Consider the following 23,740-nt stretch of genomic DNA (forward strand, 5'->3'; position numbering starts at 1 on the left):
AGGTCGGTGCGTCATAAGGGGAGAGTGGGACCGACCCCTCGACGGTGCGTTGCATTGCTCCGTCTCTTTTCGCCTCACGGCGATACGGATGCTTAGTGTAGGCGGTGCGGCTGAAGTTCAAGAAAACCATACTCATTGGTTCAGTTTTCGGTCAGCCACTTGGCGTGTAGCCGCCAGCAACGCCTGCAAGCGTGCATCGCGTTGCTCTTGCGGCTCACGCGCCAGTCTGCGCACGCGCTGGTAGAACGCCGGCCACCGCTGGCCAGCCTGGGCAAACAGTGCGGCAAACGCCGGCTCCCACTGGTCATACAGGCCGAACGGCAGCAACCGGGCGTTGTTGATCGGTTTGGCCACCCAGGCGTCGTAGCGGGTGTCGCCGTGCCAGTGGCTGTCGCGCCAGTGTGCGTAGCGTACGCGGAACGCGGCGATCTCACCCTGCTTGCCGGTTTCCATCGCTTCCTCATCCACGCCGCTGGCGTACAGCACCTTGAGCCGTGCGCGCAGATCCAGCACGAGCCGCGTAAAGCCCGCCGTCATGGCTTGCGTGTCCGCGGGGGACGGCGACAGGCCGCGGTGTGCACGCCACTGGCGCAACCCCTCGCGCTGCACGAAGGTGGCAAAGGATTCATTGAACGCGGTATCGCCTTTCACGTAGAGCAGTTGGTGCGCGAGTTCGTGGAAAATCGTGCCGGCGAGCTCGTCGTCGTCCCACCGCAGCATGCTGGACAGGATCGGATCGGCAAACCAGCCCAGCGTGGAATACGCCGGGACGCCGCCAACCCACACGTCATCGCCGCGCCGACGCAACCGCGCGGCGTCGGCCTCGGCGGACGCCTCGTGAAACCACCCGCGGTACGCGACGCAACCGGCCACCGGGAAGCAATGCCGGACGGGCGCCACCGAAAAGCGCGGCGTCGCGAACACGTTCCACACCACATACGGGCGGTGCAGATCGACGTAGCGGGTATAGCTGCGGTTGTTTGGCAGATCGAGGGCATCACTGGCGAATTGCCGCGCCTGCAATGCCAGCGACAACCGCACGGCAAGCGTGGGGTCGGTCGTCGGCTCGCGCAGCAGCCTGGCCACCGGCTGGCGATGAACGACCAGCGACGCCTGTCCGCGCACAGCCTGGGTGTAGTAGCGCACGCTGGTGCAGCCGCCAAGTGCAAACACGCCGCACAACACGAGCGCGCCGCGCAACGCAATGGCGAGCCACGCGCCGCTCAGTGGTCCTGGTCCTGCCTGTCGTCGCGACGTCCGTGCCAGCGGCCACCGTCGTCCCCATGTCCATGGCCGTGCCCGTTGCCACGCCACCCGTTGCCGCGCGCACGGCCACGGTAGTCGTCGCGGTCGTAGCGATGGCCGCCGTAGCCGCGCTGCCATCCACCGCGCACCACCCCCCCGGAGGACCAGCAACAGCCGTAGTAACCGCCGTAGTACGGCGTATAGGGATAGGCGTCGTAACTGCCGCGATAGATCACCGTCGGGCCTTCGCCGTAATAGGCCGAGCCGGCATAGGTGGTGCCGCGCACATAGCTGTAGGGCGGCGCGACATAGCACCCGGACACGAGTCCGGCGAATGCGATCACCGCCAAACCACCAATAAAATGACGCATGGCGCAAGCCCCCGGGAGGGAAGACATGCTCAGCTTGCAATGCCACGTTTGAACCCCCTCAGAACGAGGGTTGCATCAGCGCCCCGAGGAAGTGCGGCAGTACCCGCGGGTTCACCAGCAGCGTGAATACCACGCCATACGCCGCGCCCCACAAATGCGCGCTGTGGTTGATGTTGCCCTGCCCGTGGCGATCCATGTAGATCGAGTAGCCGGTGTAGAGCACGGCATACACGATCGCCGGCACCGGGATCACAAACACGATGATGAGCGACCACGGCGCCAGCAGCACGAACCCGAACAGCACCGCCGACACCGCACCCGAGGCGCCCAAGCTGCGGTAATCGGGGTTGCCGCGGTTCTTGAGGTAGGTCGGCAGGATCGACACCACCAGCGCGCCCAGATAGAACAACGCAAAACCATAGGTGCCGAGCTGACCCGCGTAGAAGCCCTCCATCACCCGGCCAAAAAAGTACAACGTGATCATGTTGAACAGCAGGTGGGTGAAATCGGCATGCACCAGCCCGTAGGTCACCAGCCGGTAGTACTCGTGCTTGCGGCTGATGGCCGGCGGCCACAGGGTCAGGTCGTCCAGCAGGCGGCCGTTCTTGAACGCGAGATACGACACCACGCAGGTGATCGCGAGAATGCTGAGAGTGATCGGCATGAAACCCGGCTTGCGCAGAACGAGACGCGCCATCTTGGCAACGCGCTGCGGTGATGTCGACCGGCGCGACTCCGCTAGGATGATCCGCTTTCCACCGTCGGCCCCGCCATGTCCGCACTGCGCTTTCTCCATCTCGATGTGTTTGCCGCACGCCGCGGCGGCGGCAACCATCTGGGCGTGGTGCTGGGCGCCGACGACTGGAGCGCCGAGGCGATGCAACGCTTTGCGCACTGGACAGCACTGGTCGAGACCACGTTCCTGCTCGCGCCGGATGTCCCCACCGCCGATTACCGCGTGCGCATCTTCACGCCGCACAAGGAGATCCCTTTCGCCGGCCACCCAAGCATCGGCAGCGCGCACGCGGCGCTCGCCACCGGGTTTGCCACCGCAAGCGCCCACCTGCTCCATCAGCAATGCGGCGCCGGCGTGTTGCCGATCCGCGTTGAAGGCACTGGCGAGACGCAACGCCTGCTGCTGCGCGCCCCCGCGGCGAAGGTGCTCGGGCGCGGCATCGAAGCACATCCGCTGCTGACCCCGGCCACGCACGGCATCCGCCTGGGCGCCCTGCCGCCGGCGCTGGTCGACGGCGGGCGCCGCTGGTGGCTGGTCGAAATCGACGACGAAGCCGCGCTGCGCGCGTGGCAGCCCGACCACGTCGCGATTGCCGCGCTGGCGCAAGCCACCGCAAGCATGGGCATCTGCGCGTTCGCCCGCAGCCATTCGGGCGCGTACCAGCTCACGGTGCGCGCGTTTGCCGATGGCGCCGGCATTGCCGAAGACCCGGCTTCCGGCGCCGCCAACGGCCTGCTCGCCGCCTGGATCGCGCACGCCGAACCCGCCGGCCCGCTGGCGCGCGGCTACCGCGTGAGCCAGGGGCGCGAGATCGGCTTCGACGCCGCGCTGGTCGCCCGCATCGAGGCGGGCGCGGTGTGGATCGGCGGGCGCACCCACACCATCATCGACGGCACGCTCGACTGGCCCGGCGCATGATCGCCGACCCGCAAATCCTGGTGGATGCCGACGCCTGCCCGGTGGCGATCAAGGAGATCCTGTTTCGCGCCGCCGAACGCGAACGCATCGCGGTGACCCTGGTGGCCAATGCCTACCTGCGCACGCCGCCGTCGCGTTTCGTGCATGCCGTGCAAGTGGCACACGGCTTCGATGTGGCCGATCACGAGATCGTGCGCCGGGTGTGCGCCAGCGACCTGGTGGTCACCCAGGACATCCCGCTCGCCGCAGCGGTGATCGAAAAAGGCGCGCTCGCGCTCGACCCGCACGGCGAGCTGCATACACGCGAGACCATCGCGCAACGGCTCACCCTGCGCAACTTCATGGACGAGTTGCGCAGCAGCGGCGTCGACACCGGTGGCCACACGCCGTTTCATGCGCGCGACAAGCAGGCGTTCGCCAACCAGCTCGACCAATGGCTGCAGCGTCGCCGCCCGCGCGCCGACTGACCCGCCGCATTGCGTCGCCCGCCGCGCATCGCCCACACTGGCGGCCTGTCCACCGCCGGGTACCGCCATGCCTTCTTTCGATGTGATTTCCGAAGTCGACCAGCACGAACTGACCAATGCCGTCGACCAGGCCAACCGCGAACTGGCGAACCGCTTCGACTTCAAGGGCATCGACGCCAGCTTTGCGCTCGACGACGCCGAGATTGCGCTATCCGCCCCGAGCGAATTCCAGTTGCAGCAGATGCTGGACATCCTGCGTGGCCGGCTCAGCGCGCGCAAGATCGATCTGCGTGCGCTCGACATCGGCACACCGGAAACCAGCCTCGCCCGCGCGCGCCAGACGGTCACCGTGAAGCAGGGCATCAGCCAGGTCATCGCCAAAAAACTCGTGGCCGACCTCAAGACGGCCAAGCTCAAGGTCGAGGCGCAGATCAACGGCGAGAAGCTGCGCGTCACCGGCAAAAAGCGCGACGACCTGCAAGCGGCGATGGCCGTGCTGCGCAAGGCCGACGTCGAATTGCCGCTGCAGTTCGACAATCTGCGCGATTGACGGGGTCGGGATTGGAGATTCGGAAAAGCGCGCCGCGAGCGCCCGGTAGGTCGCCGTAGAGAAACTCGACCCGCATTCAACCCGCGAGTCCGCCCACCACGCTCACGCTGATGGCGAGGATGAACACGTTGAAGAAAAACGCGACCACGCTGTGCAGCAGCGCGAGGTGGCGCATGTGCCGACCGTTGATGGTGATGTCGGAAGTCTGGAAGCACATGCCGATCACGAACGAAAAATAGAGGAAATCCCAGTAGTCCGGCTGCGGCGCATCCGGAAACTGCAAGCCGCCGTGCAGGCGCCCGTCGTCGCCGTAGTAACCATGCGCGTAGTGCAGCGCGAAACTGGTGTTCACGAACAACCACGTGAGCACCACGCTGAGCGCTGCTACCACCACCGGCAGCACGCCGCCCTGCTTTGCCCCGTGCAGCTCGGTCACCAGCGCCAGCAACACCACCAGCGAAACAATGACCGCCACCGCCAGCGTCGTGCGCCGGCCGGTGTCCTGCACCCGTGCCTGTTGCGCCACTGCCGCCCCCGACGCGCGGCGGAACAGTTGCGACAGCGCGACCAGATAGATCAGTGCACCAAGATCAAAACCCAGCAGCAAGGCAGAAGCCGGCGGCGCGCCGGCGAGCGCCAGCAGCACGACTGCCGCCACGAACACCATCGTGCAGGTACTGAGCCACGGCCGCGAACGCACAAAGTGCAGCGGCCGTATGTGCCTGCCGTGGCTCATGCCACCAGATCCTGATACGCCGGGTGCCGTTCCACCCACACTTCCGCATACGAGCACGCCAGCTCGACGCGCCAGCCGCGCGAGCGCGCGTAGTCCAGCGCGGTGCGCACCAGCTCGCCGGCAATGCCGCGCCCGCCGACGGCAGCCGGTACCCCGGTGTGCGTGATGCGCATGGTCGTTTCGAACAAGAGGTAATCAAGCACACAGGTCACGCCATCGACCACTACCTTGAACTGCTGGGTCCCGCGTGCGTGTTGAATGTCGAGCGCCATGTCCGGCTCCGTCTTGAATGCGGTGAAGGATACGCGGCCAAACGGTCAGGCCGCGATCTCGTCGCGCGCCACGGCACGCCGCCGACGCACGGCCGCGGCCAGGCGCTCCAGCACCGGCACCGAATCCTCCCAGCCCAGGCAGCCATCGGTGATGCTCTGGCCGTAGGTCAACGGGCGCCCCGCGGCAAGCTCCTGCCGCCCGCCGACCAGGTGGCTTTCGATCATCACGCCGACGATGCGCGACTCCCCGGCTTCCAGTTGCGCCGCAATCTCGCCCACGACGCGCGGCTGGTTTTCCGGGCGCTTGCCGCTGTTGGCGTGGCTGGCGTCGATCATCACGTGCGGCGGCAGCCCGGCCTTGCCGATCGCGGTGCAGGCCGCGTCGACGCTGGCGGCGTCGTAGTTCGGCGCCTTGCCGCCGCGCAGGATCACGTGGCAATCGTGGTTGCCGCTGGTTGCCGCAATCGCGGCCTGGCCGTGCTTGGTCACGGCAAGGAAATGATGCGCGTGCGACGCCGCCTGCACCGCATCCACTGCCACTTTCACGTTGCCGTCGGTGCCGTTCTTGAAGCCGACCGGACACGACAGCCCGGACGCCAGCTCGCGATGCACCTGGCTCTCGGTCGTGCGCGCGCCGATCGCGCCCCAGGAAACCAGGTCGGCGAGGTACTGCGGCGAGATCATGTCGAGAAATTCGCTGCCGGCCGGCACGCCGAGCGCGTTGATGTCGACCAGCAGCTGGCGCGCGATGCGCAGCCCCTTGTTGATGCGGAAACTGTCGTCCAGGTCGGGATCGTTGATGAGCCCCTTCCAGCCAATCGTGGTGCGCGGCTTCTCGAAATACACGCGCATGACGATCTCCAGCTCATCGGCCAACCGCTCGCGCTGCGCGGCGAGCCGCGTGGCGTATTCGAGCGCGGCGCGCGGGTCGTGGATCGAACACGGACCGATCACCACCGCGAGGCGGTCGTCGCTGCCGTTGATGATGCGATGCAAGGCGCTGCGCGCGGTGCCGACGGTGGCCAGCGCGGCGGGCGACGCCGGGCATTCGGCCAGCACCTCGAGCGGGGTGGCGAGCGGCGTGAGCTCGCGGATGCGTAGATCATCGGTAACGGGTTGGGACATGGCAGCGGCTTCCTCGGTGGATTTGCCAGCGGCGGCCATGAAAAAAGCCGCCTTGGTTGCTGGCGGCTTTTCAGGATGGGGTTTCAAACTTGCAGCAAGATCACACCCACGCCTCCGCCAGCGGTAGCGAGTAGCCATAAAACCAAAAGTACTGGCGGGCGGAGTGATTCATCGCCGCTAGGAATAACACCAAGTTTTGTGCAGTGCAAATGATTCGTTTTGATGAAGCGGGGAACCGGAATCACGAGCTGCGGCGAGCACACCGTTGCGCAAGCTCCTCCCAGCGGGGTTCCCGCACCCTCGCGGTGACCCCGGCTGGTGGCTGTCCAGCCGCATGGCACCGTTGACAGCCGGGGCCGATCGGCTAATTTCCGGATGGCATCCACGGAATGACGCGATGGCGACCCTGATCCCGACCCGCAACAGTTGTCTGTCGCGCATGACCAGCGGCGAAAAGCGGGTCTCCGAGCGGCTCGAACAAAAGCTCGAGAACGATTACCTCCTGTGGTACGACGTGCCGATCGGGCTCAGGCAGCGGCGGCCCGACTTTGTCGTGGTGCATCCGCGCCGTGGCCTGCTGGTGCTGGAAGTGAAGGACTGGAAAGCGGAGACCATCCGCCAGGCAGACAAGACCCAGTTCACCCTGGTCACCGACCGCGGGGCGGTGAAGGAGGTGAACCCGCTGCTGCAGGCACGCACGTATGCGCTGGAAATCGGCGTGGTGCTGGAACGCGACCCGGCGCTGCGCCACCCGCCCGGCCATCGCTACGCCGGGAAACTCCTGATGCCATGGGCCTACGGCGTGGTGCTCGCCAACCTCACCCGCAAGCAGTTCAGCGACGGCGGGCTGGCCGCGGTGCTTCCCGCCCACCTCGTGATCTGCCGCGACGAAATGTTCGAGACGGTCGATGCCGAAGCCTTCCAGGAGCGGCTGTGGGCGATGTTTCCGCAGGTGTATCCGGTGGCACTGACACTGCCGCAGCTCGACCGCGTGCGCTGGCACCTGTTTCCCGAAATCCGGCTGGAACCGGGCAGCGGCCAGTTCGGCCTGTTCGCGGAAAGCAGCCACGACGTGCACACGTTGGAAGTCCCCGACCTGGTGCAGGTGATGGACGCCCAGCAGGAGCAGCTGGCGCGCTCGCTCGGCGACGAACACCGCGTCATCCACGGTGTCGCCGGCTCGGGCAAGACGATGATCCTCGGCTTTCGCGCGATGCAGCTGGCGCGCGCGATGAACCGGCCGATCCTGGTGCTCTGCTACAACAAGACGCTCGCCGCGCGGCTGGAACAACTGCTTGGCGAGCGCGGGCTGGCGGACAAGGTGCAGGTGTACAACTTCCATCGCTGGTGCCGGCGCATGCTTGCCAGCTACCACGTCGAGTTGCCGCCCAAGGGCGAGCATTTCTTCGCCGGCATGGTCGAACGCGTGATCGCCGGCGTGGACCAGGGGCAGATTCCGCGCTTCCAGTACGGTGCGGTGCTGATTGACGAAGGCCATGATTTCGACCCCGAGTGGTACAAGCTGATCGTGCAGATGATCGACCCGGCGACGAACTCCCTGCTGGTGTTGTACGACGACGCGCAAAACATCTATGGCAAGCCGAATCGGCGCAAGATCAGCTGGAAAAGCCTCGGCGTACAGGCGCAAGGGCGTACCACGATCCTCAAGCTCAACTATCGCAATACGCTGGAAACGCTCGCGGTGGCGCGTGCCTTCGCCAGCGAGCTCCTGGCGCCGCGCGCGGACGACGATGACGGCGTGCCGCTGATCGCGCCGGAAAGCGCCGGCCGCCGTGGGGCCCTGCCCGAGTTGATTCGCACCGACAGCGCCCCGGCACAGCTCGACGCACTGGTGGCGCAACTGCGCGACGAACATGCGCACGGCCGCGACTGGGGCGCGATGGCGGTGATCTACCGCGCCAACTGGGAGGGCGAAAAACTGCACGAGGCGCTTGGCCGGCTGGACATCCCGTCGAGCCTGGCCGACGAGCGCGGCAAGCAGGCGCTGTTCGTGGTGAAGGACAGCGTGAAACTGCTGACGATGCACTCATGCAAGGGGCTCGAGTTCCCATTCGTCATCATCCCCGGCCTCGGCTCGTTGCCGCGCGACGGACAGACCGAGGCGGACGAGGCACGCCTGCTGTACGTGGCGATGACGCGCGCCACCGAGCGGTTGGTGTTGATCCACCATCTGGATTCGGTATTTTCACGGCGCATCCGCGAGTCGATCAACGAGGTGCAGGCGCAACTGGCGTCGGCGTGACCTGCGAAGGAAACCCCGCAGCAGGCGTCCCGGATGTTTCCTGCCGTGCGAGCCCTTAGACTGCGCGCTTTCCGCCTCGGACCCCCGCCATGCGCCACCTGCTGTTTGCCGCCGCCCTCGCCCTTGCCTTGCTTGCGCCGCCGGCGTGGTCGGCGGACGACGTGTCAAACCTGCAGAAGACCGACACCGTCGTTGGCCACGGCGCCCTCGCGCGCAGCGGCGACACCGTGGCGGTGAAATACACCGGCTGGCTGTACGCCGCCACGGCCGCCAACCATCGCGGCGCCAAGTTCGACAGTTCGGCCGATGGCGGCGAACCGATCCGCTTCGTGCTTGGCGCGGGCCAAGTGATCGACGGCTGGGATCAGGGCATCGCCGGCATGCACGTCGGCGGCAAACGCACGCTGGTGATCCCGGCACGGCTCGCCTACGGCGAACGCGGCGCCGGCGCCGACATTCCGCCCGGCGCCGCGCTGGTGTTCACGGTGGAACTGGTCGGCGTCGACTGAGCCAGCTCAAGGCCGCGCCGGGTATGCGCGCTGCATCCATGCGTACAGCGCCGGCATCACCAGCAGCACCAGCGGCACCGCGGCCAGCATGCCGGCAATGATCGCCACCGCCAGCGGCTGCTGCATCTGCGAACCCTGGCCGATCGCCAGCGCCAGTGGCAGCAGGGTGAGGATCGCCGCGATGGTGGACATCAGGATCGGTCGCATGCGGTGATGACCGGCGTAGCGCAGCGCCTCATCCAGCGGCATGCGCGCCACCGCATCCTGCGCTTCGGTGAAATAGAAGATCGCCAGTTCGGTGACGATGCCCACGATCATCGTCATGCCCATCATCGCCGAGATGTTGAGCTCGATGCCGGTCACCCACAGGCCGATGAACACGGCCGCCATCGCGAGCAGCGGTGCCGCCATGATCGCCAGCGCCACACGGAAGCTCTCGTAGAGAAACAGCAGCAGGGTGAACACCAGCGCGATCGCCGCCAGCATCACGATGGAAAGGTCGTGGAAGGCGATCTGCTGTTGCGCGTACAGGCCACCCAGCTCGTGGTACATGCCCGGCGGCAACAGGCCGGGCTGGGCCAGCACCTGCTTCACGTCGGCCACGGTGGAGCCGAGGTCGCGGCCAACGATGCGCGCGGTCACCGCCACCATGCGCTTGAGGTTAACGCGGCTGATCTGCGGCTGGCCCTGCACCGCCTGGATCGTGGCCAGTTCGGACAGCGGCACCACGCGGCCGTCGGCGGCGCGGATCGGCAGCGCCTGCAGCTGCTCCAACTGCGCCCGCGCGTGCGGCGGCAGCCACACGCGCACACCGATCATCTTCGGCCCCTGCGGCAGCTGCGCCGCCACGCTGCCGGCCACCGCGTCGGAAACCTGCTGCGCGACCGCTACCGGGTCGAGCCCGTAGAGGCCGGCCTTCACCGGGTCGACGCGCACGTCCAGCGCATCGCCGGCGGGGTTGATGCCGTCGCGCACCTCGGCCACGCCGTTGACCTTGGCAATCGCCGCAGCCACCTTCTTCGCAGTCGCCGTCAGTTGCGCCTCGTTGTCGCTGTACAGCTTGATCTCGATCGGCTGTGGCACCTCGGTGAGGTCGCCGATCAGGTCCTCCATCAGCTGCGAGACATCCACGTCCAGCCCCGGCACCGTGGCCACGATCTGCTGGCGGATCTGCTCCATCACCGTGCTGGTGGGCGGCCGCGAGCCGTTCTTCAGGCGCACGAAGATGTCGCCGGTGTTCGCCTCGGTGAGGCCGCCGCCCAGCTGCAGTCCGGTGCGCCGCGAATAGGTGTCCACGTAAGGATTGGCGCGGATGACCCGTTCGAGCTGCTGCAGCAGGCGATCGGTCTCGTTCAGCGACGTGCCCGGCAGCGAGCGGTAGTCCAGCGTGAAGCCGCCCTCGTCCATCTTCGGCATGAAGCCGCTGCCCACCTGGCGATAGGCCAGCACGCCTACCAGCAGCAACGGCAGCACGCCGATGAGCACCAGCGCCGGGCGTTCGAGCACGCGCCCCAGCGTGCTCTCGTAGGCGGCCAGCAACCCTTGCGAAAAGCGCCCGGGTGGACGCTCTTCAGCCTGGCGCTCGTCAAGCAGCCGCTCGGCGAGCAGCGGCACCACCACCCAGGTCAACAGGTAGGAGATCACCAGCGCGCTGGCCATGGTGAGCGACAGCGCCTTGAAGAAGGCGCCGGTGACGCCGGTCAGGAACGCCAGGGGCAGGAAGATCACCACTGTGGCCGCGCTGGAGCCGGTCAGCGGGCGGGTGAATTCCCAGGCCGCGCCGGCAATGCGCTCGCGCACCGGGCCGGAACCATCGCGCAGGCGCCGCATGATGTGCTCAAGCATCACGATCACGTCGTCGATCAGGAGTCCGACTGCGGCCGCCATGCCGCCGAGCGTCATCATGTTGAAACTCATGTGCAAGGCGGTGAGCAGCAGCACCGTGATCGCCAGCGTGGCCGGCACCACGATCATCGACACCAGGATCACCCGCGCGTTGCGCAGGAACGCGAACAGCACCAGTCCCGCCAGCACGATGCCGATCAGGATCGCGTCGCGCACGCTGCCCGCGGCGCCCAGCACCAGCTGGGTCTGGTCGTACCAGTTGGCGATGTGCAGGCCCTTTGGTGCCTGCTTTTTGTAACTGGCGAGGCGCTGCTTCACGTCGCGCGCGATCTGCACGCTGTTGCCGCTGGGCTGCTGGTACACCTGCACCAGCACCGCGTCATGGCCGTCGGCAGTGGTGCGCACCCATTGCGGTACGTGGCTCATGCCCACCGTGGCCACGTCCCTGAGATGCAGCACGCCATGCGCGCCAGCGCGCAGCACGATGTCGCCCAGCGCCGCCGCGGTGGCCGGCTGGTTGTTCGCCAGCAGCAGGTAGAGCTTGTAGTGGTCCTGCAGGCGGCCCATGGCCTGGATGGTGGCGGCACTGGTCACCGCACGGCTGATGTCGGCGAGCGTGAGGCCCTGCGCGCGCAGCTTCGCCGCGTCCACGTCCACGTGGAACTCGGCCACGTCGCCGCCCTGCACGTCCACCTGGGCCACGCCGGTGACACCGGACAACAGTGGGCGTAGCTGGAACTCGGCAATGTCATGCAGCTGCGCAGGCGTGAGCCGGTCGGAGCTCAGGCTGTAGGCGAGGATCGGAAACACCGTGGGATCGAGCCGGATCGCTCCCACGTCGACGCCGGGCGGCAGGCGCGGCAGCACCTCGCCGATCTCGGCATTCACGTCGAGCAGCGCGCGCCCCATGTCTGCGCCCCAGTCGAAGCCGACGTTGATCTCGGCGCTGCCGCGGCTGGTGGTGGAGCGCACCTCGCGCACGCCGCGCACACGGCGAATCGCCTCCTCCACCGGCCGGGTGACGCTCACCACCATCTGGTCGGCGGGCTGGTCCCCGGCGTCCAGCGACACCCGCACGCGCGGAAAGGAGACGTTGGGGAACAGCGACACCGGCAGGCTGAACGCGCTGACGATGCCGCCGATGGCAAGGATGAGGGCGAGAAACAGCAGTGAACGCCGGTGGCCGTGCATCCACTGGGTGATCGTCAGCGGTATTGCACTCACGGCTTGGGCTCGCTGGCGGCACCGGTCTTCCCTTGGCGCACGGCCGCGCCCTCATCCACCTCATAGGCGCCCTGCACGATCACCGGAAGCTGCGCGTCGAGCTTGCCTTCCACCCCCACGGTGTCGCCGGCGGGATGGCGCAACTCGACGTTCACGCGATGCGCCTTGCCATGGTTGACCTGGTACAGGTAATCACCTTGCCCGTCGTGCAATACGGCGGCGCGCGGCACCGCCCACGCAGTGTAGGCGTCACTCTGGATGCTTGCCTCCAGCGGACTGCCGGCGACCAGTGCCGCACCGGCCGCGGCCGGCAGATCGGCCTGTACCGGCAGCAGGCGGGTTTGCGGATCGATCGCACGCCCCGCCATGACCAGCTTGCCGGCGTAGACCTTGGCGTCGCCGTACACGCCGTGCACAGACACCGGCATGCCGGTGCGCAGCTGCGCGCCGGCATCGGGTTGCACGCCGAGCGCGGCGATCAGTGCATGCGCAGGCATGAAGGCGAGCAGTGGCGCGTTCGCGGCAAAGCGGTCGCCGAGCTGCACCGACACCACGGTGACCACGCCGTCGTCCGGCGCGGTGACGCTCTCTTCAGTCGTGCCACCGCCGAGCGCCTGCTGCGCCGCCAGCGTCGCCTGCGCATCGGCCAGCGCCTTGCGCGCGGTGGCGAGCTGCGATTGCGTGGCCAAATGTTGCGCCGCCATTTGCTCGACCCGCTGCAGCTCGCCGGTGGCGAGCGTGGCGGCGCTCTGCGCCTGCTGGTACGCGCTGCGCGCCGCCGGATCGGGTGCGACGCGAAGCAGTGGCTGGCCACGCTTCACGGTCTGCCCCGCGCTGACCTGCAGCGCGATCACCTGTCCGCCGTGCGCGAGGCTGATTGCCCGCGCGTGGTGCGGATCGGCCGCCGCGCTGCCCCAGGCCGCCACGTCGTCATGGAAGCTGCGCTGCACCGGCATCGCCGTGGTGACCAGCGCCACGCCATTGGCGTCGGCGGTGCTGCCGTCGTCCTCGCCGCCGCTGCCGCAGGCGGCCAGCAGCAGGGTCGCCATGGCCAGCGCGGCCCCGCGCGCGAACAAGCCTGGTTTCATCGTTTGGACATCCGTGGGTGGACGAAGTCGGTGCGACCGAGCAAAGCTTCCAGCGCGATCGCGGCAGTGGAGCGCGCCTGCCTCAGCGCGATCAGGTCGGAATCGGCGGTCAGCGCGTTGGCGCGGATCACGAGATAGGTCGGCCAGTCCAGCAGGCCATTCCGCCAAGCCTGCTCCGCGGCCGCACGCGCCGCATCGAGCTGCTTTGCATGCGCGACCTGCGCCGTCTGCTGGGCGCCCAGCGTCCGCAGATCGGCGGCGAGGCGCTGCATGTCGCTGCGGGTGGCCAGCAGGCGCGCGGCGTAGTCGTCCTTCAGCTGCTGACGGGTGGCCGTCTCGATCGCGATGTTGCCGCGGTTGCGGTTGAACAGCGGCAGGGTGATGCCGACGCTGAAGCCGTTGGTGGTGATATTGCTGGTGTCGCGCGCGTGGGTGACGCCCAGCGTGATCGCGGGGAACTGGGCGAGGATCGCGCCGCGCAGCTGTGCTTCCTGCGCCCGGTAGCCCGCCTGCAGCGCCAGCAGGTCCGGACGCCGCCGTGGCAGGTCGGCCAGCGCGGCCGCAAGTTGCGCGGCATCGGGATCGACCTCGTACGGCGCGCCCACCAGATCCAGCGGCGCCGTGGGCGCAAGGCCCAGCAACTGGCGCAGGTCGCTTTCGGCCTGGTGCACGGCCACGGCATTGTCGGCCACGCGCTTGCGCACGTCGGCCATGGCGTTGAGTCCTGCGCTGGCGCTGTCGTAGTTGAGGTTGCCGGCGGCAAGCGCCGCCTGCACCGACTGGTCCACCGGCGCCAGCGCGCGCTGCTCGGCGTCGAGTTCGATCTGCTGCGCGCGCAGGCTCTGCACCTGGTCGAACAGCAGCCGTGCCTGCGCGATGGTCTGCCACTCGGCCCACAACAAATCCAGGTTCACCTGCTCGGTCTGCGCGTTCGCCACGCGCTTGCGCGAGGAACGCAGCAGCAACGCGCTGACGTCCTCGCTGAGGCCGAGGTTGTAGGCCTTGATGAGGCCGCCGCCCGAGTTCTGCGGAAAGTCTGCGCCGAAGCCGAGTTGCGGGTCGGGCAGCAGACCAGCGGCAAACGCCTGCGCCTGGGCAATGCCCAGCGCGTCGCGTTGCAGCTTGAGCGCCGGGCTGTTCACCACCGCCAGCATCGCGACTTCGGTGACGTCCAGGCCATCGGCCGGGTCGAAGCGACGCGCCGCCAGCTCCGGCACCGGCATCGCACTCGCCGGCACCTGCAGTTGCGCGGCGCGCGTCGCGTAGTGGCCATCGCCGAGCGGCAGCGGGCGGTAATTGGCGCATGCGGCCAACAACGCCATCAGCCCGGCAACCAGCACCGCGCGACACGCATGGCAAACCGCCGCAGCCGGCGGCACACGCACAATGGGCAAGCAGACAAATGAAACCATCGTCTGCACTGTGCCTGCAGCGGCTTACGGCTTGCTTACCGGGACTGGGTGGCCGTCAGGCTGGAGCCCGACCCACCCGCGACAAACTCGGTGATCGGACTGAAGCCAGCCAGGGCGCAGCGTACCCGTGGGTCGGTTCAGCCCCACGACGCTTTCGCCGGCCAAGCCGTGCGGGACCCATCAGAGGCCCGACAAGCCCGGATCCACCGCCTCGACGAACACCCGGTTGCGGCCGCCGCGCTTGGCCTTGTACAGCGCATGGTCCGCGGCGCGAAACAGCTGCTGCAGGTCGTAGCCGCTGGTGTCGGTAAACGCGAGGCCGGCACTGGCCGACACCGGGATGGTGACGCCGTCGAAATCGACGCCGGTCACTTCGATCGCGCCGCGGATGCGGTCGGCGATGGTGCTGCCCTGTTCGCGCGTGCAACCCACCAGCAGGATGCCGAATTCCTCGCCGCCAAGGCGACCGAACAAGTCCTCCGCCCGCAGTTGCGTGCGCCCGGCTTCCACCGCATAGCGCAGCACTTCGTCGCCGGCCGCGTGGCCATAGGTGTCGTTGATGCGCTTGAAGTAGTCGAGGTCGATGAACACCAGGCACCCCATCACCTGCTGACGTTCAAGTTCGCGCAGGGCCTGCTCGGCCTCGGCCACGAAATGCTGACGGTTGAGCAGGTTGGTCAGGCCATCCAGCCGCGACAACCGCTTGAACTGCAATTGCGAGCGCTTCAGGCGAACCATCGCCACCGTGCCGAACGCCAGCACGGCAAGCAGCAGCAATACGTACAGGCGGTCGGTCTCGGCCTTTTTCGCATCCAGCGCGCGCTGCATGCGCAACGTGGTGTTTTGCTGGGCAAGCTGCGCAGTTTCCAACCTTTGCGATAGCACCTGCTGCTGCACGGTTTCGTACGCCACCGCGCGCGCGTTCACGTCGTCCAGATAAGCCTTGTCGAGCGCGGCAAACTTCTCGTAATAGCCCAGCGCGCCCGCGGCATCACCCTGCTTTTTTTCGATGCGATAAAGCAGCTGGTACACATCCTTGAGCCAGGTGCCGAACATCTCTTCCGGGTGTGCCGCAATGAGGTCCAACGCAAGCTTGTGTGCCGCCGCATCCTGGTCGAGCGCGGCCAGGGCCAGCGCCCGATTCGCCTGCACCGTGAGCCGGTACGGCGCATAGCCGGTAGCGTGCAGCATGGGCTCGATGCGATCCATGATCGCGAGCGCCTCGCGCGGCTGCCCCCCGTGCAACAGAAGATCGGCCAGCGTGAGCTGCAGATTGACGTAGTACACCGGCTGCTCCGCCGCCGGGCAGGCATCGAATGCCTGCCGCAACTCGGGACTGTCCGGCTTGAGCTGTTTACCGTTGTAGAGTGCCTCGACGAGAAACGCCGCGGGGTGACACGCGCTGCCACCGCGCGGCACCTCCTCCAGCGCCATGTGCGCGTAACCGAGGCTAATGCTGGTTTGGCCCGCCAGCCCCGATGTCTGCGACAGGTTCATCAACACCACGGAACGCACGTCGGCATCGACGATCCGCGGCAAACGGGTGGTGAGTTCGTTGGCCAACTGGAAGGCTTCGACGTAGCGTCGGGTGAGTCCGAACTGGGACATCAACAACGCCGAGGCGCGATCAACCAGCAGCGTGTCACCGGAATGCGCAATCACGTCCTTGAACAGCGCTTCGGAGGTGGCATAGCGACTCTGGTACATGGCCTCCCAGCCATTCGCATAACGCAGAGACCAGCGCTCGGCCGGCGTCAACCGCGCCTCTTCCGCGTTCAACTGGGCCAGCACCCGCAGCGACTCGGCGTGATCCGTCGTTTGCAAGGCGCGGACACGCTCCAGCATCGCGCTGGCATCGGTCGATGGCGATGGCGATTCGACCGCTGCGCCCCCCTGCCACGCGGCGCCAGCAATCAGCAGCAGCCACGCTATCAGGCATCGCGATTTGCGGGTCAGCTCCACGCCGTCACGACCCGTCACGCGTGGTCGGGGCGATCCGGCGGCAGCGGCCTTGGCGGCGCGGGCGGTACAGGTGGCGCGGGCGACGGCGCGGGGGCACGTTTCTTGTCGCCGTCGCCCAAGCCCGGAGATTGGGTCTGCGGCGCATGCACCGCACGCCGTATGCCCAGCTTCACCCGCAGCGGCGCGCCGTTGCCGGTGGCTACCGCCGCGATCAGCTCGGCGCTGGCGTGTGCGCGTTCGAGCACGGCTTGCAGCTCGGTAGCGGTGGCGCAACGCAGCGACGCGTCGCTGCCGATGGTTTCCAGCCAGTCGATGGTGTGGCTCATACCGATCCCCTGTCGTTTGTTGCCCACCCCAATCACGCCGCCGCTGGCGCCCGCACCGCCGCATCCAGCGCCTGCAGGCGCTCAAGCATCGCACGATTGGGCTGCAAGTCCGTTGTCGGCGGCACTACCACGGTGTCCTCCGCGGTCAAGGCCACGGTGGCCAGTCCACGCAGCGGCAGGCGGCGGATGCGCGGCTCCTCGATCGGCAAGGTGGCGCCGCGGTAGACGATCACCTCGTGCTCGGCCGGGTAATCGGCCAGCAGCCGTTCCACCAGCAGTGCGCGGTACGCCGAACCGTGGTCGAAGCGTCCCACCGAGCGGTTGCCGACCACGCCCACCTGCCACAGCACGAGGTAACCGGCGGAGTCAATGCGCCGCTCGCAATACAGGAGCTGGCTGGCCTCGAAGTGCTGGCAGCCACGGCTGCCGGGGTCGATGCCGAGATCGGCGTAGAGACAATCCTCGGCGGAAATGTCCGGCTCCATGTACGCCGGGTAGCCTTCGGCGCGCGCCTGCGCAATCGCCTGGTGCGGTGACCAGGCAAAGACGCCGGGGTGGCCGTAGAACACGCCGCACACGCGCCGGCCGGCACGTACCTCGTCCAGCATCAGGTCCCCCCATTCGCGGTAGGTGCGCATGAGCGGTTTGCCTTCGGCATAGCCCGACTGCAGGCTGCGCACATCCGGGCGCAGGCGCTTCAGCCACTCCTCGACAACGGCGTCGGACAGGGCGGCAAACACCACGTCGGCCTGCGCGATATGGCTGCGCGCCAGCGGCGTCAGGTGCGAACCGAGCGTCATGCCCAACCCCACGCAGGCGAGGCGCCCGTGGCACCGTGATGCATCCGTCATCACCGTCTCCCCATTGGCTTTGGCGGATCATAGCCACCCGCAAGCACGCCGTCGCCTCGTCAACGCTGCCGCGATGCTCACGCAATATCCAAGCTGCGCGCTGTGAAAGCGCGTTGCCGCGCGCCATAACGCGCGGCATTCACACCGCGTGAGGTTCGGCTGCGGCAGCATCCAGGTACCGCCCCGCACGGAGATGCCGCCATGAAGCCGTTGATGGTTGCCGGTTTGAGTGTATTGGCGCTGACGCTGGCTGCCGGCGCCAACGCACAGACGAAGGCATCGCATGCTGCCTATCACCCGCTGCGCCCGGTATCGCAATGCCTGCGCACCGACCGCATCAACGAGTGGCACGTGGTCGATGCGCGCACGCTTACGGTGCGCACCGGTCCCGACCGTTACCTGGTGAAGCTCGCCGCTCAATGCCAGCGGCTCAGCTATGGCCCGCCGACGCTGCGCTTCCACACCAGCCCGGCCGGCAAGGCCGTTGCGCCGTTCAGCATCTGCGGCGAGGTGGGCGAAACCGTGAGTTCACCCAACCAGCCGCCGTGCGCCATCCAGTCCGTGCGCCAGATCGACCGAGCGCAGTTCGACCGGCTCAGCGCCAAGGCACGCCGCAGCGGCAGCGCGGCAGGGTTGCCGCCCCGTGACCTCGAAAAGCCGTAAACAAAGAGGAGCCCGGCATGGCCGGGCTCCTCCACAACCGCAATCAGCCTTCAACGCGACGATCAATCGCCGTCGTCGTCACCGATGTACCGCGTCGGGTAGCCGTTGTCGTAGATCACGGTACGGGTCACCACGCGACGCGTTACCACCGGCGCGTCTTCGTACACCACCGTCTGCGGCGGCGCGTACACCACGGTGCGCGGCGCCAGGGCATCGCTGACCAGGCCAGCAACCGCGCCGGTCACGATGGCACCGGCAATCCAGCGGCCGCCACTCCAGTGACCACCGCGATAGTAGCCGTGACCACCGTAATACGGCGCGCCGGCCCAATGGCCGCCGCCGTGCCAACCGCCACCCCGGCCCCAGCCGTGTGCGGAAGCCGCGAGCGGCATCGCCGCCGCAGCAGCCACGGCCAGGCTGATGGCGAGAACCTTGCCGATCTTGCGTTTGGTCATGATCGCACCTCCGTTTGAACAAAGCCGATGCTCGGCTTGCGCGACTTAATCCGCACTGAAGCCGTCAGATTTTGGGACGTGCGTCACGCCATGGATTCGGCGCGCTTTCAGCCGCTTTTTTGCGCAACAGCCAGCAGCCGTGAATGCCGGGGTTGCGCGCGAAATCGAACGGGATGCTGGGCGCGCTCCAGTCCTCGATGGCGAAGGTTTCGGCCAGCGCTTCCGCATCCAGCTTGAAGCGCCGGAAATTGTTGGAAAACACGATCACGCCGTCGTCGTTCAGGCGCTCGGCGCAGGCCGTGAGCAGCGCCACGTGATCACGCTGCACGTCGAAATCCTCGGCGCGCTTGGAGTTGGAAAACGTCGGTGGGTCGACGTAGATCACGCCGTAGTGCGCGTGGTCGCTGCGCAGGAAAGCCAGTGCGTCGGACTGCACCAGCCGGTGGTGCACGCCGATGAAGTCGTTCAGCGCAAGATTGCGCGAAGCCCAATCCAGGTACGTCGCCGACAGATCCACGCTCACCGTGTCGCGCGCGCCGCCAGCCGCGGCGTACACGCTGGCCGTAGCGGTGTACGCAAAGAGGTTCAGGAAGCGCTGACCGCGCGCCAGCTCGCGCAGCTTCGCGCGCACCAGCCGGTGATCGAGAAACAGGCCGGTATCCAGGTAATCGACGAGGTTGACGAGAAAGCGCAGCCCGCCCTCATCCACTTCGATGAATTCGCCGCGCTGGTCGAAGCGGCCGTATTTGGCGCCACCCTTGCCGCGCTCGCGGGTCTTCACCGCAATGCGTTCGCGCGGCACGCCGAAGAGCTCGCCCGCCACGCGCACGATCTCGCGCAGGCGCTGCTGCGCGGTGGCCACCGGCACCTCGGCCGGCGCGCGGTATTCCTGCACGTGCAGCCACGGTTCGCCGCCCTCGCTGCCATAGACGTCGATCGCCGCGGCGTATTCGGGAAGATCCTGGTCGTAGGCACGCCAGCAGTGGATGCCTTCGCGCACAAGGCGCTTGTGCAGGCGCTTCAGGTCTTTCTCCAGCCGGTTGCGCAGCATCTGCGCGCCGGCGGAAAGCGGCCTGGGTTCGCGCGGCGCAACGTCCTCGCCGCGGATCGCGCCCACCAGCAGCTGCACTTCGAGCGCGCCGTTGTAGAGCGCGTACTTTTTCTCGGCATGCAGACGCATGGCGCGGCCCAGCTCGGCGTCGCCGGCCAGCACGGCGAACTGCCAGCCGCGGAACTGCGTGCGCAGGCGGTCGCCCAGCGCGTGGTACAGCGCCGGCATCTGCGCGTGCTCGCCCAGGCGTTCGCCATACGGCGGGTTGGTGACGACCAGCCCGGTGGCGCTGCCCGGCGGCGGCGTGATCAGCGCGGCATCGCGCTTTTCCAGCGTGAAGAACCCGGCGACGCCGGCGTCCTGCGCGTTCCGCTTGGCGACCTGCACCATGCGCGGGTCGAGGTCGCTGCCGAAAAAGCACGCGCGCAAGGTTTTCAGGCCGGCTTCCGCACGCTGCCTTGCCGCGTCCAGCACGTGCTGCCACAGCGCCACGTCGTGCTGCTGCCAACCGAGAAAGCCGTAGTAATCGCGGTGCAAACCCGGCGCCGCATCGGCCGCCATCAGCGCGGCCTCGATCAGCAGCGTGCCGGAACCGCACATCGGATCGAGCACGGCACCGCCGGCGGCGTAGATTTCCGGCCAGCGCGCGCGCAGGAGAATCGCGGCGGCAAGATTCTCCTTGAGCGGCGCCTCGCCCTGCTGCTTGCGCCAGCCGCGGCGGTGCAACGGCGTGCCGGCAAGGTCAAGCGAGAGCGTGGCGCGATTACGCTTCAGATACAGATTCAGGCGCACGTCGGGCTCGTCGGTGTCCACGTCCGGGCGCGTGCCGACGCGCTGGCGGAACTGGTCGACCACGGCGTCCTTCACCCGCTGCGCGATGAACTGGCTGTGCGTGAGCTGGCTTTGCGCGGTGTGCGCATCCACCGCCAGCGTGGCGTGCGCCGCAAGGTGCGCCGACCAGTCGATGGCACCGACGCCGGCGTACAGGGCCTCATCGTCCGCCGCGTCGAACTCCGCCAGCGGCAGCAGCACGCGGCTCGCGAGGCGCGACCACAAACAGGCACGGTAGGCGGTTTCCAGCGGCCCCTCGAAATGCACGCCGGCCAGCGCCTCGTGCACGCCCTGCGCGCCCAGCGCGGCCAGCTCGTCGCGCAGCAGGTATTCCAGCCCCTTGGGGCAACTGGCGAACCACTGGCTCATGCGAGGCGGCCCAGGAACGCGACGAACTGCGCGGTGATCATGTCCAGACTTCCGGCCAGCCGGTGGTCGTCGTCGACCAGCAGCAGCGGCAGATGGCGCGCCGCCGCGAACGCCTGCACCGCCGCTACCGGGCACAACTCGTCGCGCCAGCCATGCACCAGCACCGCCGGCACGCCGGCGCGTACGTCGAACGCACGCTCCGCGCCGGGGATCATCGGCGGCGTCGCCATCAGGAACAGGGCGGCCACGGGCGCGTCGACCGAAGCCAGCGCCGAGGCGAACGCCCCCATGCTGGACCCCACCAGCACCGGCGGGGTGTCGCAGGCGGCGATCAGCGTAACGAGCTGCGCCACGCGCGGCGCGACGGCAGCCGCGTAGCCGTGCGCGTCGTGGACGCGGAAATCCGGCCGCTGCGTGCGCCAGCCGAGTGCCTCGGCGCGCGCCGCCAGCGCGCTGGTCTTGACCGCATCCGGACCGGAGCCCGAGCCATGCGAAAGGATGATCTGGCCGCGCACGGCGTGCTCCGGTGGATGAACCAAGGCCGCCATGATAACGGTCGCCGCGTGCGACACTGACCGCATGCCTGCCCTGACCATCCACGACCAGCCGCTGCCCTACGTCGCGCAACTCGCGGAACGCCCGGCGAGCGCGGTGACGCTGGTGGTAATCCACTGCACCGAGCTGCCCGACCTCGCCACCGCGCGCGAGTACGGCGAGAGGGTGCTGTACCCCAGCGGCACCGGCAACAGCGGGCACTACTACATCGACCGCGACGGGCAGGTTTACCGCTACGTGCCGGCCACCCGGGTCGCCAACCACGTGCGCGGCTGGAACGACGTGTCGGTCGGCATCGAGCTGGTCAACCGCGGGCGCTACCCGGACTGGTTCGATACCCGTCATCAGGCGATGACCGAGCCCTACACCGCCGCGCAGATCGCCGCGCTGCGCGCCCTGCTTGCGCAACTGCGAAGCGAGCTGCCGAACCTCACGGCGATCGCCGGCCACGAAGACCTGGACACCACCCGTGTGCCGGCCAGCAACGATCCTGCGCAAACCGTGCCGCGCAAGCGCGACCCCGGCCCGCGGTTTCCGTGGCAGGAAGTCCTCGCCGGCAGCGGGCTGACGCGCGCGCCCTGACGCCGGAGCCAGCAGGCGGCGCCGGCTATAATTGCCGCTTTCGGGCCTCCAACCGGCAGCCATGCACCAGGAACACGTCAAGGAACTCATCGCGCTGCTGCAACTGGAGCGGCTCGAGGACAACCTGTTTCGCGGGCAGAGCCGCGACATCGGCACCAAGTTCGTGTTCGGCGGGCAGGTGCTGGGCCAGGCGCTGTCCGCCGCGCAGCAGACCGTCGACCCGGTGCGCGAGGCGCATTCGCTGCACGCGTATTTCCTGCGCGCCGGCGACGTCAACGCGCCGATCATCTACAACGTGGAGCGCACGCGCGACGGCGGCACGTTCTCCTCGCGGCGGGTGGTGGCGATCCAGCACGGCGCGCCGATCCTGAACGGCTCGGTGTCGTTCCAGATTCCGGAAAAAGGCTTCGAGCACCAGACCGCGATGCCGGAGGTCCCGGCGCCGGAAGACGTCGAGCCGATGCGCCCGATGCCGCTGGAAGAAATCGCCAAGCTGCCGGCGAAATTGCAGCGCTGGATGGGCATCGACGGCCCGTTTGAGTTCCGCCTGGTATGGCCGCGCAACGAGCTGCACCCGGTCAAGCGCCCGCCGGTGCAGCACATCTGGTTTCGGCTTACCGCCAAAATCGACGACGCCGCGGTGTTGCACCGTGCCCTGCTGGCCTATGCGTCGGATTTCCACCTGATCGGTACCGCCACGCTGCCGCACGGCATTTCCTACCTCACGCCAGGCATCCAAATGGCCAGCCTCGACCACGCGCTGTGGTTCCATCGCCCGTTCCGGGTGGACGAGTGGCTGCTGTATTCGTTCGACAGCCCGACCGCCCAGGGCGGCCGCGGCCTTGCACGCGGGCAAATCTTCACCCGCGACGGCGTGCTCGCGGCATCCACCACGCAGGAAGGTTTGATCCGCCTGCACGGCAGCCAGCGGTAGGCCGCCATGCGCCAGATCTACAGCTCGCCCCGCCCGGAAAACATCGACCGTCTGGTGGCCTTGATGGCCGAGCACGGCATCGAAACCATCATCCACAACCGCTCCAACTATGACCGCCCCGGCCACCGCCGCTTCAGCTACCTGGAGCCCGACACCGCGCGCACCAACTGGGAGCAGGTCTGGGTAAGCCGCCCCGACGACTACACCCGCGCGCGCGAAGTGATGCGCGACATGGGGCTGGAACCCTCGGTGAAGTTCGAGGCCGACCTCACCGCCTGGCGCAACCGCACCCCGGCCGAAAAGCGCAAGCGCACCGTGGCCTGGACGCGCCACCTCGTGCTGCTCGCCGTGCTGATCGTTGCCACCTTCGTCGCCCTGCGCAATCTCGGGTGGATGTGAC

At 67.8% G+C, this 23,740-nt stretch carries 24 protein-coding genes; 9 read left to right on the plus strand and 15 right to left on the minus strand.

The window, feature by feature from the left end:
• Positions 1-132 precede the first annotated feature (132 nt).
• The 3 genes from AC3WP6_RS11235 to AC3WP6_RS11245 are packed head-to-tail and all read right to left on the minus strand — an operon-like array spanning position 133 to position 2,280.
• Positions 133-1,182, minus strand: coding sequence for an aminopeptidase (locus AC3WP6_RS11235; protein ID WP_492628689.1), 1,050 nt, complete (start codon positions 1,180-1,182; stop codon positions 133-135).
• A 41-nt stretch (positions 1,183-1,223) separates the two neighbouring features.
• Positions 1,224-1,616, minus strand: coding sequence for a hypothetical protein (locus tag AC3WP6_RS11240; RefSeq protein ID WP_492627793.1), 393 nt, complete (start codon positions 1,614-1,616; stop codon positions 1,224-1,226).
• A gap of 58 nt (positions 1,617-1,674) precedes the next feature.
• A complete protein-coding gene (locus tag AC3WP6_RS11245) occupies positions 1,675-2,280 on the minus strand; it encodes a rhomboid family intramembrane serine protease (protein WP_492628690.1) in 606 nt (201 codons plus the stop codon).
• Between the two features lie 108 nt (positions 2,281-2,388).
• On the opposite strand from AC3WP6_RS11245, the gene AC3WP6_RS11250 reads away from it, so the two are divergent.
• The 3 genes from AC3WP6_RS11250 (at position 2,389) to AC3WP6_RS11260 (ending at position 4,287) form a co-directional block, all read left to right on the plus strand.
• A complete protein-coding gene (locus AC3WP6_RS11250; RefSeq protein ID WP_492627794.1) occupies positions 2,389-3,270 on the plus strand; it encodes a PhzF family phenazine biosynthesis protein in 882 nt (293 codons plus the stop codon).
• Positions 3,267-3,737 carry a YaiI/YqxD family protein gene (locus AC3WP6_RS11255; protein WP_492627795.1) on the plus strand — a complete coding sequence of 157 codons (471 nt, stop codon included), beginning with the start codon at positions 3,267-3,269 and terminating at the stop codon, positions 3,735-3,737. The genes AC3WP6_RS11250 and AC3WP6_RS11255 overlap by 4 nt, the downstream gene beginning before the upstream one ends.
• A 67-nt stretch (positions 3,738-3,804) precedes the next feature.
• The gene (locus AC3WP6_RS11260) at positions 3,805-4,287 is read left to right on the plus strand and encodes a YajQ family cyclic di-GMP-binding protein (RefSeq protein WP_492627796.1); all 483 of its coding nucleotides are present in this window, start codon (positions 3,805-3,807) and stop codon (positions 4,285-4,287) included.
• Between the two features lie 76 nt (positions 4,288-4,363).
• Here AC3WP6_RS11260 and AC3WP6_RS11265 read toward each other — a convergent pair whose 3' ends face one another.
• Genes AC3WP6_RS11265 through AC3WP6_RS11275 form a run of 3 tightly spaced genes read right to left on the minus strand, consistent with a single transcriptional unit; the run spans position 4,364 to position 6,420 of the window.
• Positions 4,364-5,023, minus strand: a complete 660-nt coding sequence (locus tag AC3WP6_RS11265; RefSeq protein WP_492627797.1) for a DUF1345 domain-containing protein — start codon at positions 5,021-5,023, stop codon at positions 4,364-4,366.
• Complete coding sequence (locus AC3WP6_RS11270) at positions 5,020-5,295, minus strand: GNAT family N-acetyltransferase (protein ID WP_492627798.1); 276 nt, start codon at positions 5,293-5,295, stop codon at positions 5,020-5,022. The genes AC3WP6_RS11265 and AC3WP6_RS11270 overlap by 4 nt, the downstream gene beginning before the upstream one ends.
• 45 nt (positions 5,296-5,340) lie before the next feature.
• Positions 5,341-6,420, minus strand: coding sequence for a 3-deoxy-7-phosphoheptulonate synthase (locus AC3WP6_RS11275; RefSeq protein ID WP_492627799.1), 1,080 nt, complete (start codon positions 6,418-6,420; stop codon positions 5,341-5,343).
• 397 nt (positions 6,421-6,817) lie between these two features.
• On the opposite strand from AC3WP6_RS11275, the gene AC3WP6_RS11280 reads away from it, so the two are divergent.
• Positions 6,818-8,683, plus strand: a complete 1,866-nt coding sequence (locus AC3WP6_RS11280; RefSeq protein ID WP_492627800.1) for a 3'-5' exonuclease — start codon at positions 6,818-6,820, stop codon at positions 8,681-8,683.
• Positions 8,684-8,772: 89 nt separating this feature from the next.
• Entirely contained in the window at positions 8,773-9,192 is a 420-nt protein-coding gene (locus AC3WP6_RS11285; protein WP_492627801.1) for an FKBP-type peptidyl-prolyl cis-trans isomerase, read from the plus strand.
• A 6-nt stretch (positions 9,193-9,198) separates the two neighbouring features.
• Here AC3WP6_RS11285 and AC3WP6_RS11290 read toward each other — a convergent pair whose 3' ends face one another.
• The 6 genes from AC3WP6_RS11290 to AC3WP6_RS11315 all read right to left on the minus strand — a co-directional run bounded on the left by AC3WP6_RS11290 (position 9,199) and on the right by AC3WP6_RS11315 (position 17,900).
• Positions 9,199-12,246, minus strand: coding sequence for an efflux RND transporter permease subunit (locus tag AC3WP6_RS11290; RefSeq protein WP_492628691.1), 3,048 nt, complete (start codon positions 12,244-12,246; stop codon positions 9,199-9,201).
• Positions 12,247-12,257: 11 nt separating this feature from the next.
• Entirely contained in the window at positions 12,258-13,349 is a 1,092-nt protein-coding gene (locus tag AC3WP6_RS11295) for an efflux RND transporter periplasmic adaptor subunit (protein ID WP_492627802.1), read from the minus strand.
• Positions 13,346-14,671 (minus strand): TolC family protein, encoded by a 1,326-nt coding sequence (locus tag AC3WP6_RS11300; RefSeq protein ID WP_492628692.1) that lies wholly within the window; start codon positions 14,669-14,671, stop codon positions 13,346-13,348. The genes AC3WP6_RS11295 and AC3WP6_RS11300 overlap by 4 nt, the downstream gene beginning before the upstream one ends.
• A 270-nt stretch (positions 14,672-14,941) precedes the next feature.
• Entirely contained in the window at positions 14,942-16,741 is a 1,800-nt protein-coding gene (locus tag AC3WP6_RS11305; protein WP_492627803.1) for a sensor domain-containing diguanylate cyclase, read from the minus strand.
• A complete protein-coding gene (locus tag AC3WP6_RS11310) occupies positions 16,738-17,049 on the minus strand; it encodes a hypothetical protein (protein WP_492627804.1) in 312 nt (103 codons plus the stop codon). Before AC3WP6_RS11310 ends, AC3WP6_RS11305 begins: the two co-directional genes overlap by 4 nt.
• A gap of 32 nt (positions 17,050-17,081) precedes the next feature.
• On the minus strand, positions 17,082-17,900 hold the full coding sequence (locus AC3WP6_RS11315) for an SAM-dependent methyltransferase (protein ID WP_492627805.1): 819 nt from the start codon (positions 17,898-17,900) through the stop codon (positions 17,082-17,084).
• A 201-nt stretch (positions 17,901-18,101) separates the two neighbouring features.
• Between AC3WP6_RS11315 and AC3WP6_RS11320 the strand changes: the two genes are divergently transcribed.
• Complete coding sequence (locus tag AC3WP6_RS11320) at positions 18,102-18,563, plus strand: DUF6491 family protein (RefSeq protein ID WP_492627806.1); 462 nt, start codon at positions 18,102-18,104, stop codon at positions 18,561-18,563.
• A gap of 62 nt (positions 18,564-18,625) precedes the next feature.
• Here AC3WP6_RS11320 and AC3WP6_RS11325 read toward each other — a convergent pair whose 3' ends face one another.
• The 3 genes from AC3WP6_RS11325 to AC3WP6_RS11335 all read right to left on the minus strand — a co-directional run bounded on the left by AC3WP6_RS11325 (position 18,626) and on the right by AC3WP6_RS11335 (position 21,817).
• The gene (locus tag AC3WP6_RS11325) at positions 18,626-19,018 is read right to left on the minus strand and encodes a hypothetical protein (RefSeq protein ID WP_492627807.1); all 393 of its coding nucleotides are present in this window, start codon (positions 19,016-19,018) and stop codon (positions 18,626-18,628) included.
• 64 nt (positions 19,019-19,082) lie between these two features.
• Complete coding sequence (gene rlmKL / locus AC3WP6_RS11330; protein WP_492627808.1) at positions 19,083-21,269, minus strand: bifunctional 23S rRNA (guanine(2069)-N(7))-methyltransferase RlmK/23S rRNA (guanine(2445)-N(2))-methyltransferase RlmL; 2,187 nt, start codon at positions 21,267-21,269, stop codon at positions 19,083-19,085.
• Complete coding sequence (locus tag AC3WP6_RS11335; protein WP_492627809.1) at positions 21,266-21,817, minus strand: alpha/beta family hydrolase; 552 nt, start codon at positions 21,815-21,817, stop codon at positions 21,266-21,268. Before AC3WP6_RS11335 ends, rlmKL begins: the two co-directional genes overlap by 4 nt.
• A 31-nt stretch (positions 21,818-21,848) precedes the next feature.
• Between AC3WP6_RS11335 and AC3WP6_RS11340 the strand changes: the two genes are divergently transcribed.
• The 3 genes from AC3WP6_RS11340 (at position 21,849) to AC3WP6_RS11350 (ending at position 23,739) form a co-directional block, all read left to right on the plus strand.
• On the plus strand, positions 21,849-22,406 hold the full coding sequence (locus tag AC3WP6_RS11340; RefSeq protein ID WP_492627810.1) for an N-acetylmuramoyl-L-alanine amidase: 558 nt from the start codon (positions 21,849-21,851) through the stop codon (positions 22,404-22,406).
• Positions 22,407-22,467: 61 nt separating this feature from the next.
• Positions 22,468-23,340, plus strand: a complete 873-nt coding sequence (gene tesB / locus AC3WP6_RS11345) for an acyl-CoA thioesterase II (RefSeq protein WP_492627811.1) — start codon at positions 22,468-22,470, stop codon at positions 23,338-23,340.
• 6 nt (positions 23,341-23,346) lie between these two features.
• On the plus strand, positions 23,347-23,739 hold the full coding sequence (locus tag AC3WP6_RS11350; protein ID WP_492627812.1) for a putative signal transducing protein: 393 nt from the start codon (positions 23,347-23,349) through the stop codon (positions 23,737-23,739).
• Position 23,740: the final 1 nt, after the last annotated feature.

Source organism: Rhodanobacter sp. FW106-HT46G03 (assembly GCF_058789895.1).

Bases quoted from the DNA above. Each gene is read 5' to 3' on its own strand.
- AC3WP6_RS11325 (WP_492627807.1), bottom strand. From the start codon at position 19,018: ATGACCAAACGCAAGATCGGCAAGGTTCTCGCCATCAGCCTGGCCGTG.
- AC3WP6_RS11300 (WP_492628692.1), bottom strand. From the start codon at position 14,671: ATGGCGTTGTTGGCCGCATGCGCCAATTACCGCCCGCTGCCGCTCGGC.
- AC3WP6_RS11295 (WP_492627802.1), bottom strand. From the start codon at position 13,349: ATGAAACCAGGCTTGTTCGCGCGCGGGGCCGCGCTGGCCATGGCGACC.
- AC3WP6_RS11310 (WP_492627804.1), bottom strand. From the start codon at position 17,049: ATGAGCCACACCATCGACTGGCTGGAAACCATCGGCAGCGACGCGTCG.
- AC3WP6_RS11315 (WP_492627805.1), bottom strand. From the start codon at position 17,900: ATGACGGATGCATCACGGTGCCACGGGCGCCTCGCCTGCGTGGGGTTG.
- AC3WP6_RS11270 (WP_492627798.1), bottom strand. From the start codon at position 5,295: ATGGCGCTCGACATTCAACACGCACGCGGGACCCAGCAGTTCAAGGTA.
- AC3WP6_RS11275 (WP_492627799.1), bottom strand. From the start codon at position 6,420: ATGTCCCAACCCGTTACCGATGATCTACGCATCCGCGAGCTCACGCCG.
- AC3WP6_RS11265 (WP_492627797.1), bottom strand. From the start codon at position 5,023: ATGAGCCACGGCAGGCACATACGGCCGCTGCACTTTGTGCGTTCGCGG.
- AC3WP6_RS11340 (WP_492627810.1), top strand. From the start codon at position 21,849: ATGCCTGCCCTGACCATCCACGACCAGCCGCTGCCCTACGTCGCGCAA.
- AC3WP6_RS11245 (WP_492628690.1), bottom strand. From the start codon at position 2,280: ATGCCGATCACTCTCAGCATTCTCGCGATCACCTGCGTGGTGTCGTAT.
- AC3WP6_RS11250 (WP_492627794.1), top strand. From the start codon at position 2,389: ATGTCCGCACTGCGCTTTCTCCATCTCGATGTGTTTGCCGCACGCCGC.
- AC3WP6_RS11255 (WP_492627795.1), top strand. From the start codon at position 3,267: ATGATCGCCGACCCGCAAATCCTGGTGGATGCCGACGCCTGCCCGGTG.
- AC3WP6_RS11260 (WP_492627796.1), top strand. From the start codon at position 3,805: ATGCCTTCTTTCGATGTGATTTCCGAAGTCGACCAGCACGAACTGACC.
- AC3WP6_RS11240 (WP_492627793.1), bottom strand. From the start codon at position 1,616: ATGCGTCATTTTATTGGTGGTTTGGCGGTGATCGCATTCGCCGGACTC.
- AC3WP6_RS11350 (WP_492627812.1), top strand. From the start codon at position 23,347: ATGCGCCAGATCTACAGCTCGCCCCGCCCGGAAAACATCGACCGTCTG.
- rlmKL (WP_492627808.1), bottom strand. From the start codon at position 21,269: ATGAGCCAGTGGTTCGCCAGTTGCCCCAAGGGGCTGGAATACCTGCTG.
- AC3WP6_RS11335 (WP_492627809.1), bottom strand. From the start codon at position 21,817: ATGGCGGCCTTGGTTCATCCACCGGAGCACGCCGTGCGCGGCCAGATC.
- AC3WP6_RS11280 (WP_492627800.1), top strand. From the start codon at position 6,818: ATGGCGACCCTGATCCCGACCCGCAACAGTTGTCTGTCGCGCATGACC.
- AC3WP6_RS11320 (WP_492627806.1), top strand. From the start codon at position 18,102: ATGAAGCCGTTGATGGTTGCCGGTTTGAGTGTATTGGCGCTGACGCTG.
- AC3WP6_RS11285 (WP_492627801.1), top strand. From the start codon at position 8,773: ATGCGCCACCTGCTGTTTGCCGCCGCCCTCGCCCTTGCCTTGCTTGCG.
- tesB (WP_492627811.1), top strand. From the start codon at position 22,468: ATGCACCAGGAACACGTCAAGGAACTCATCGCGCTGCTGCAACTGGAG.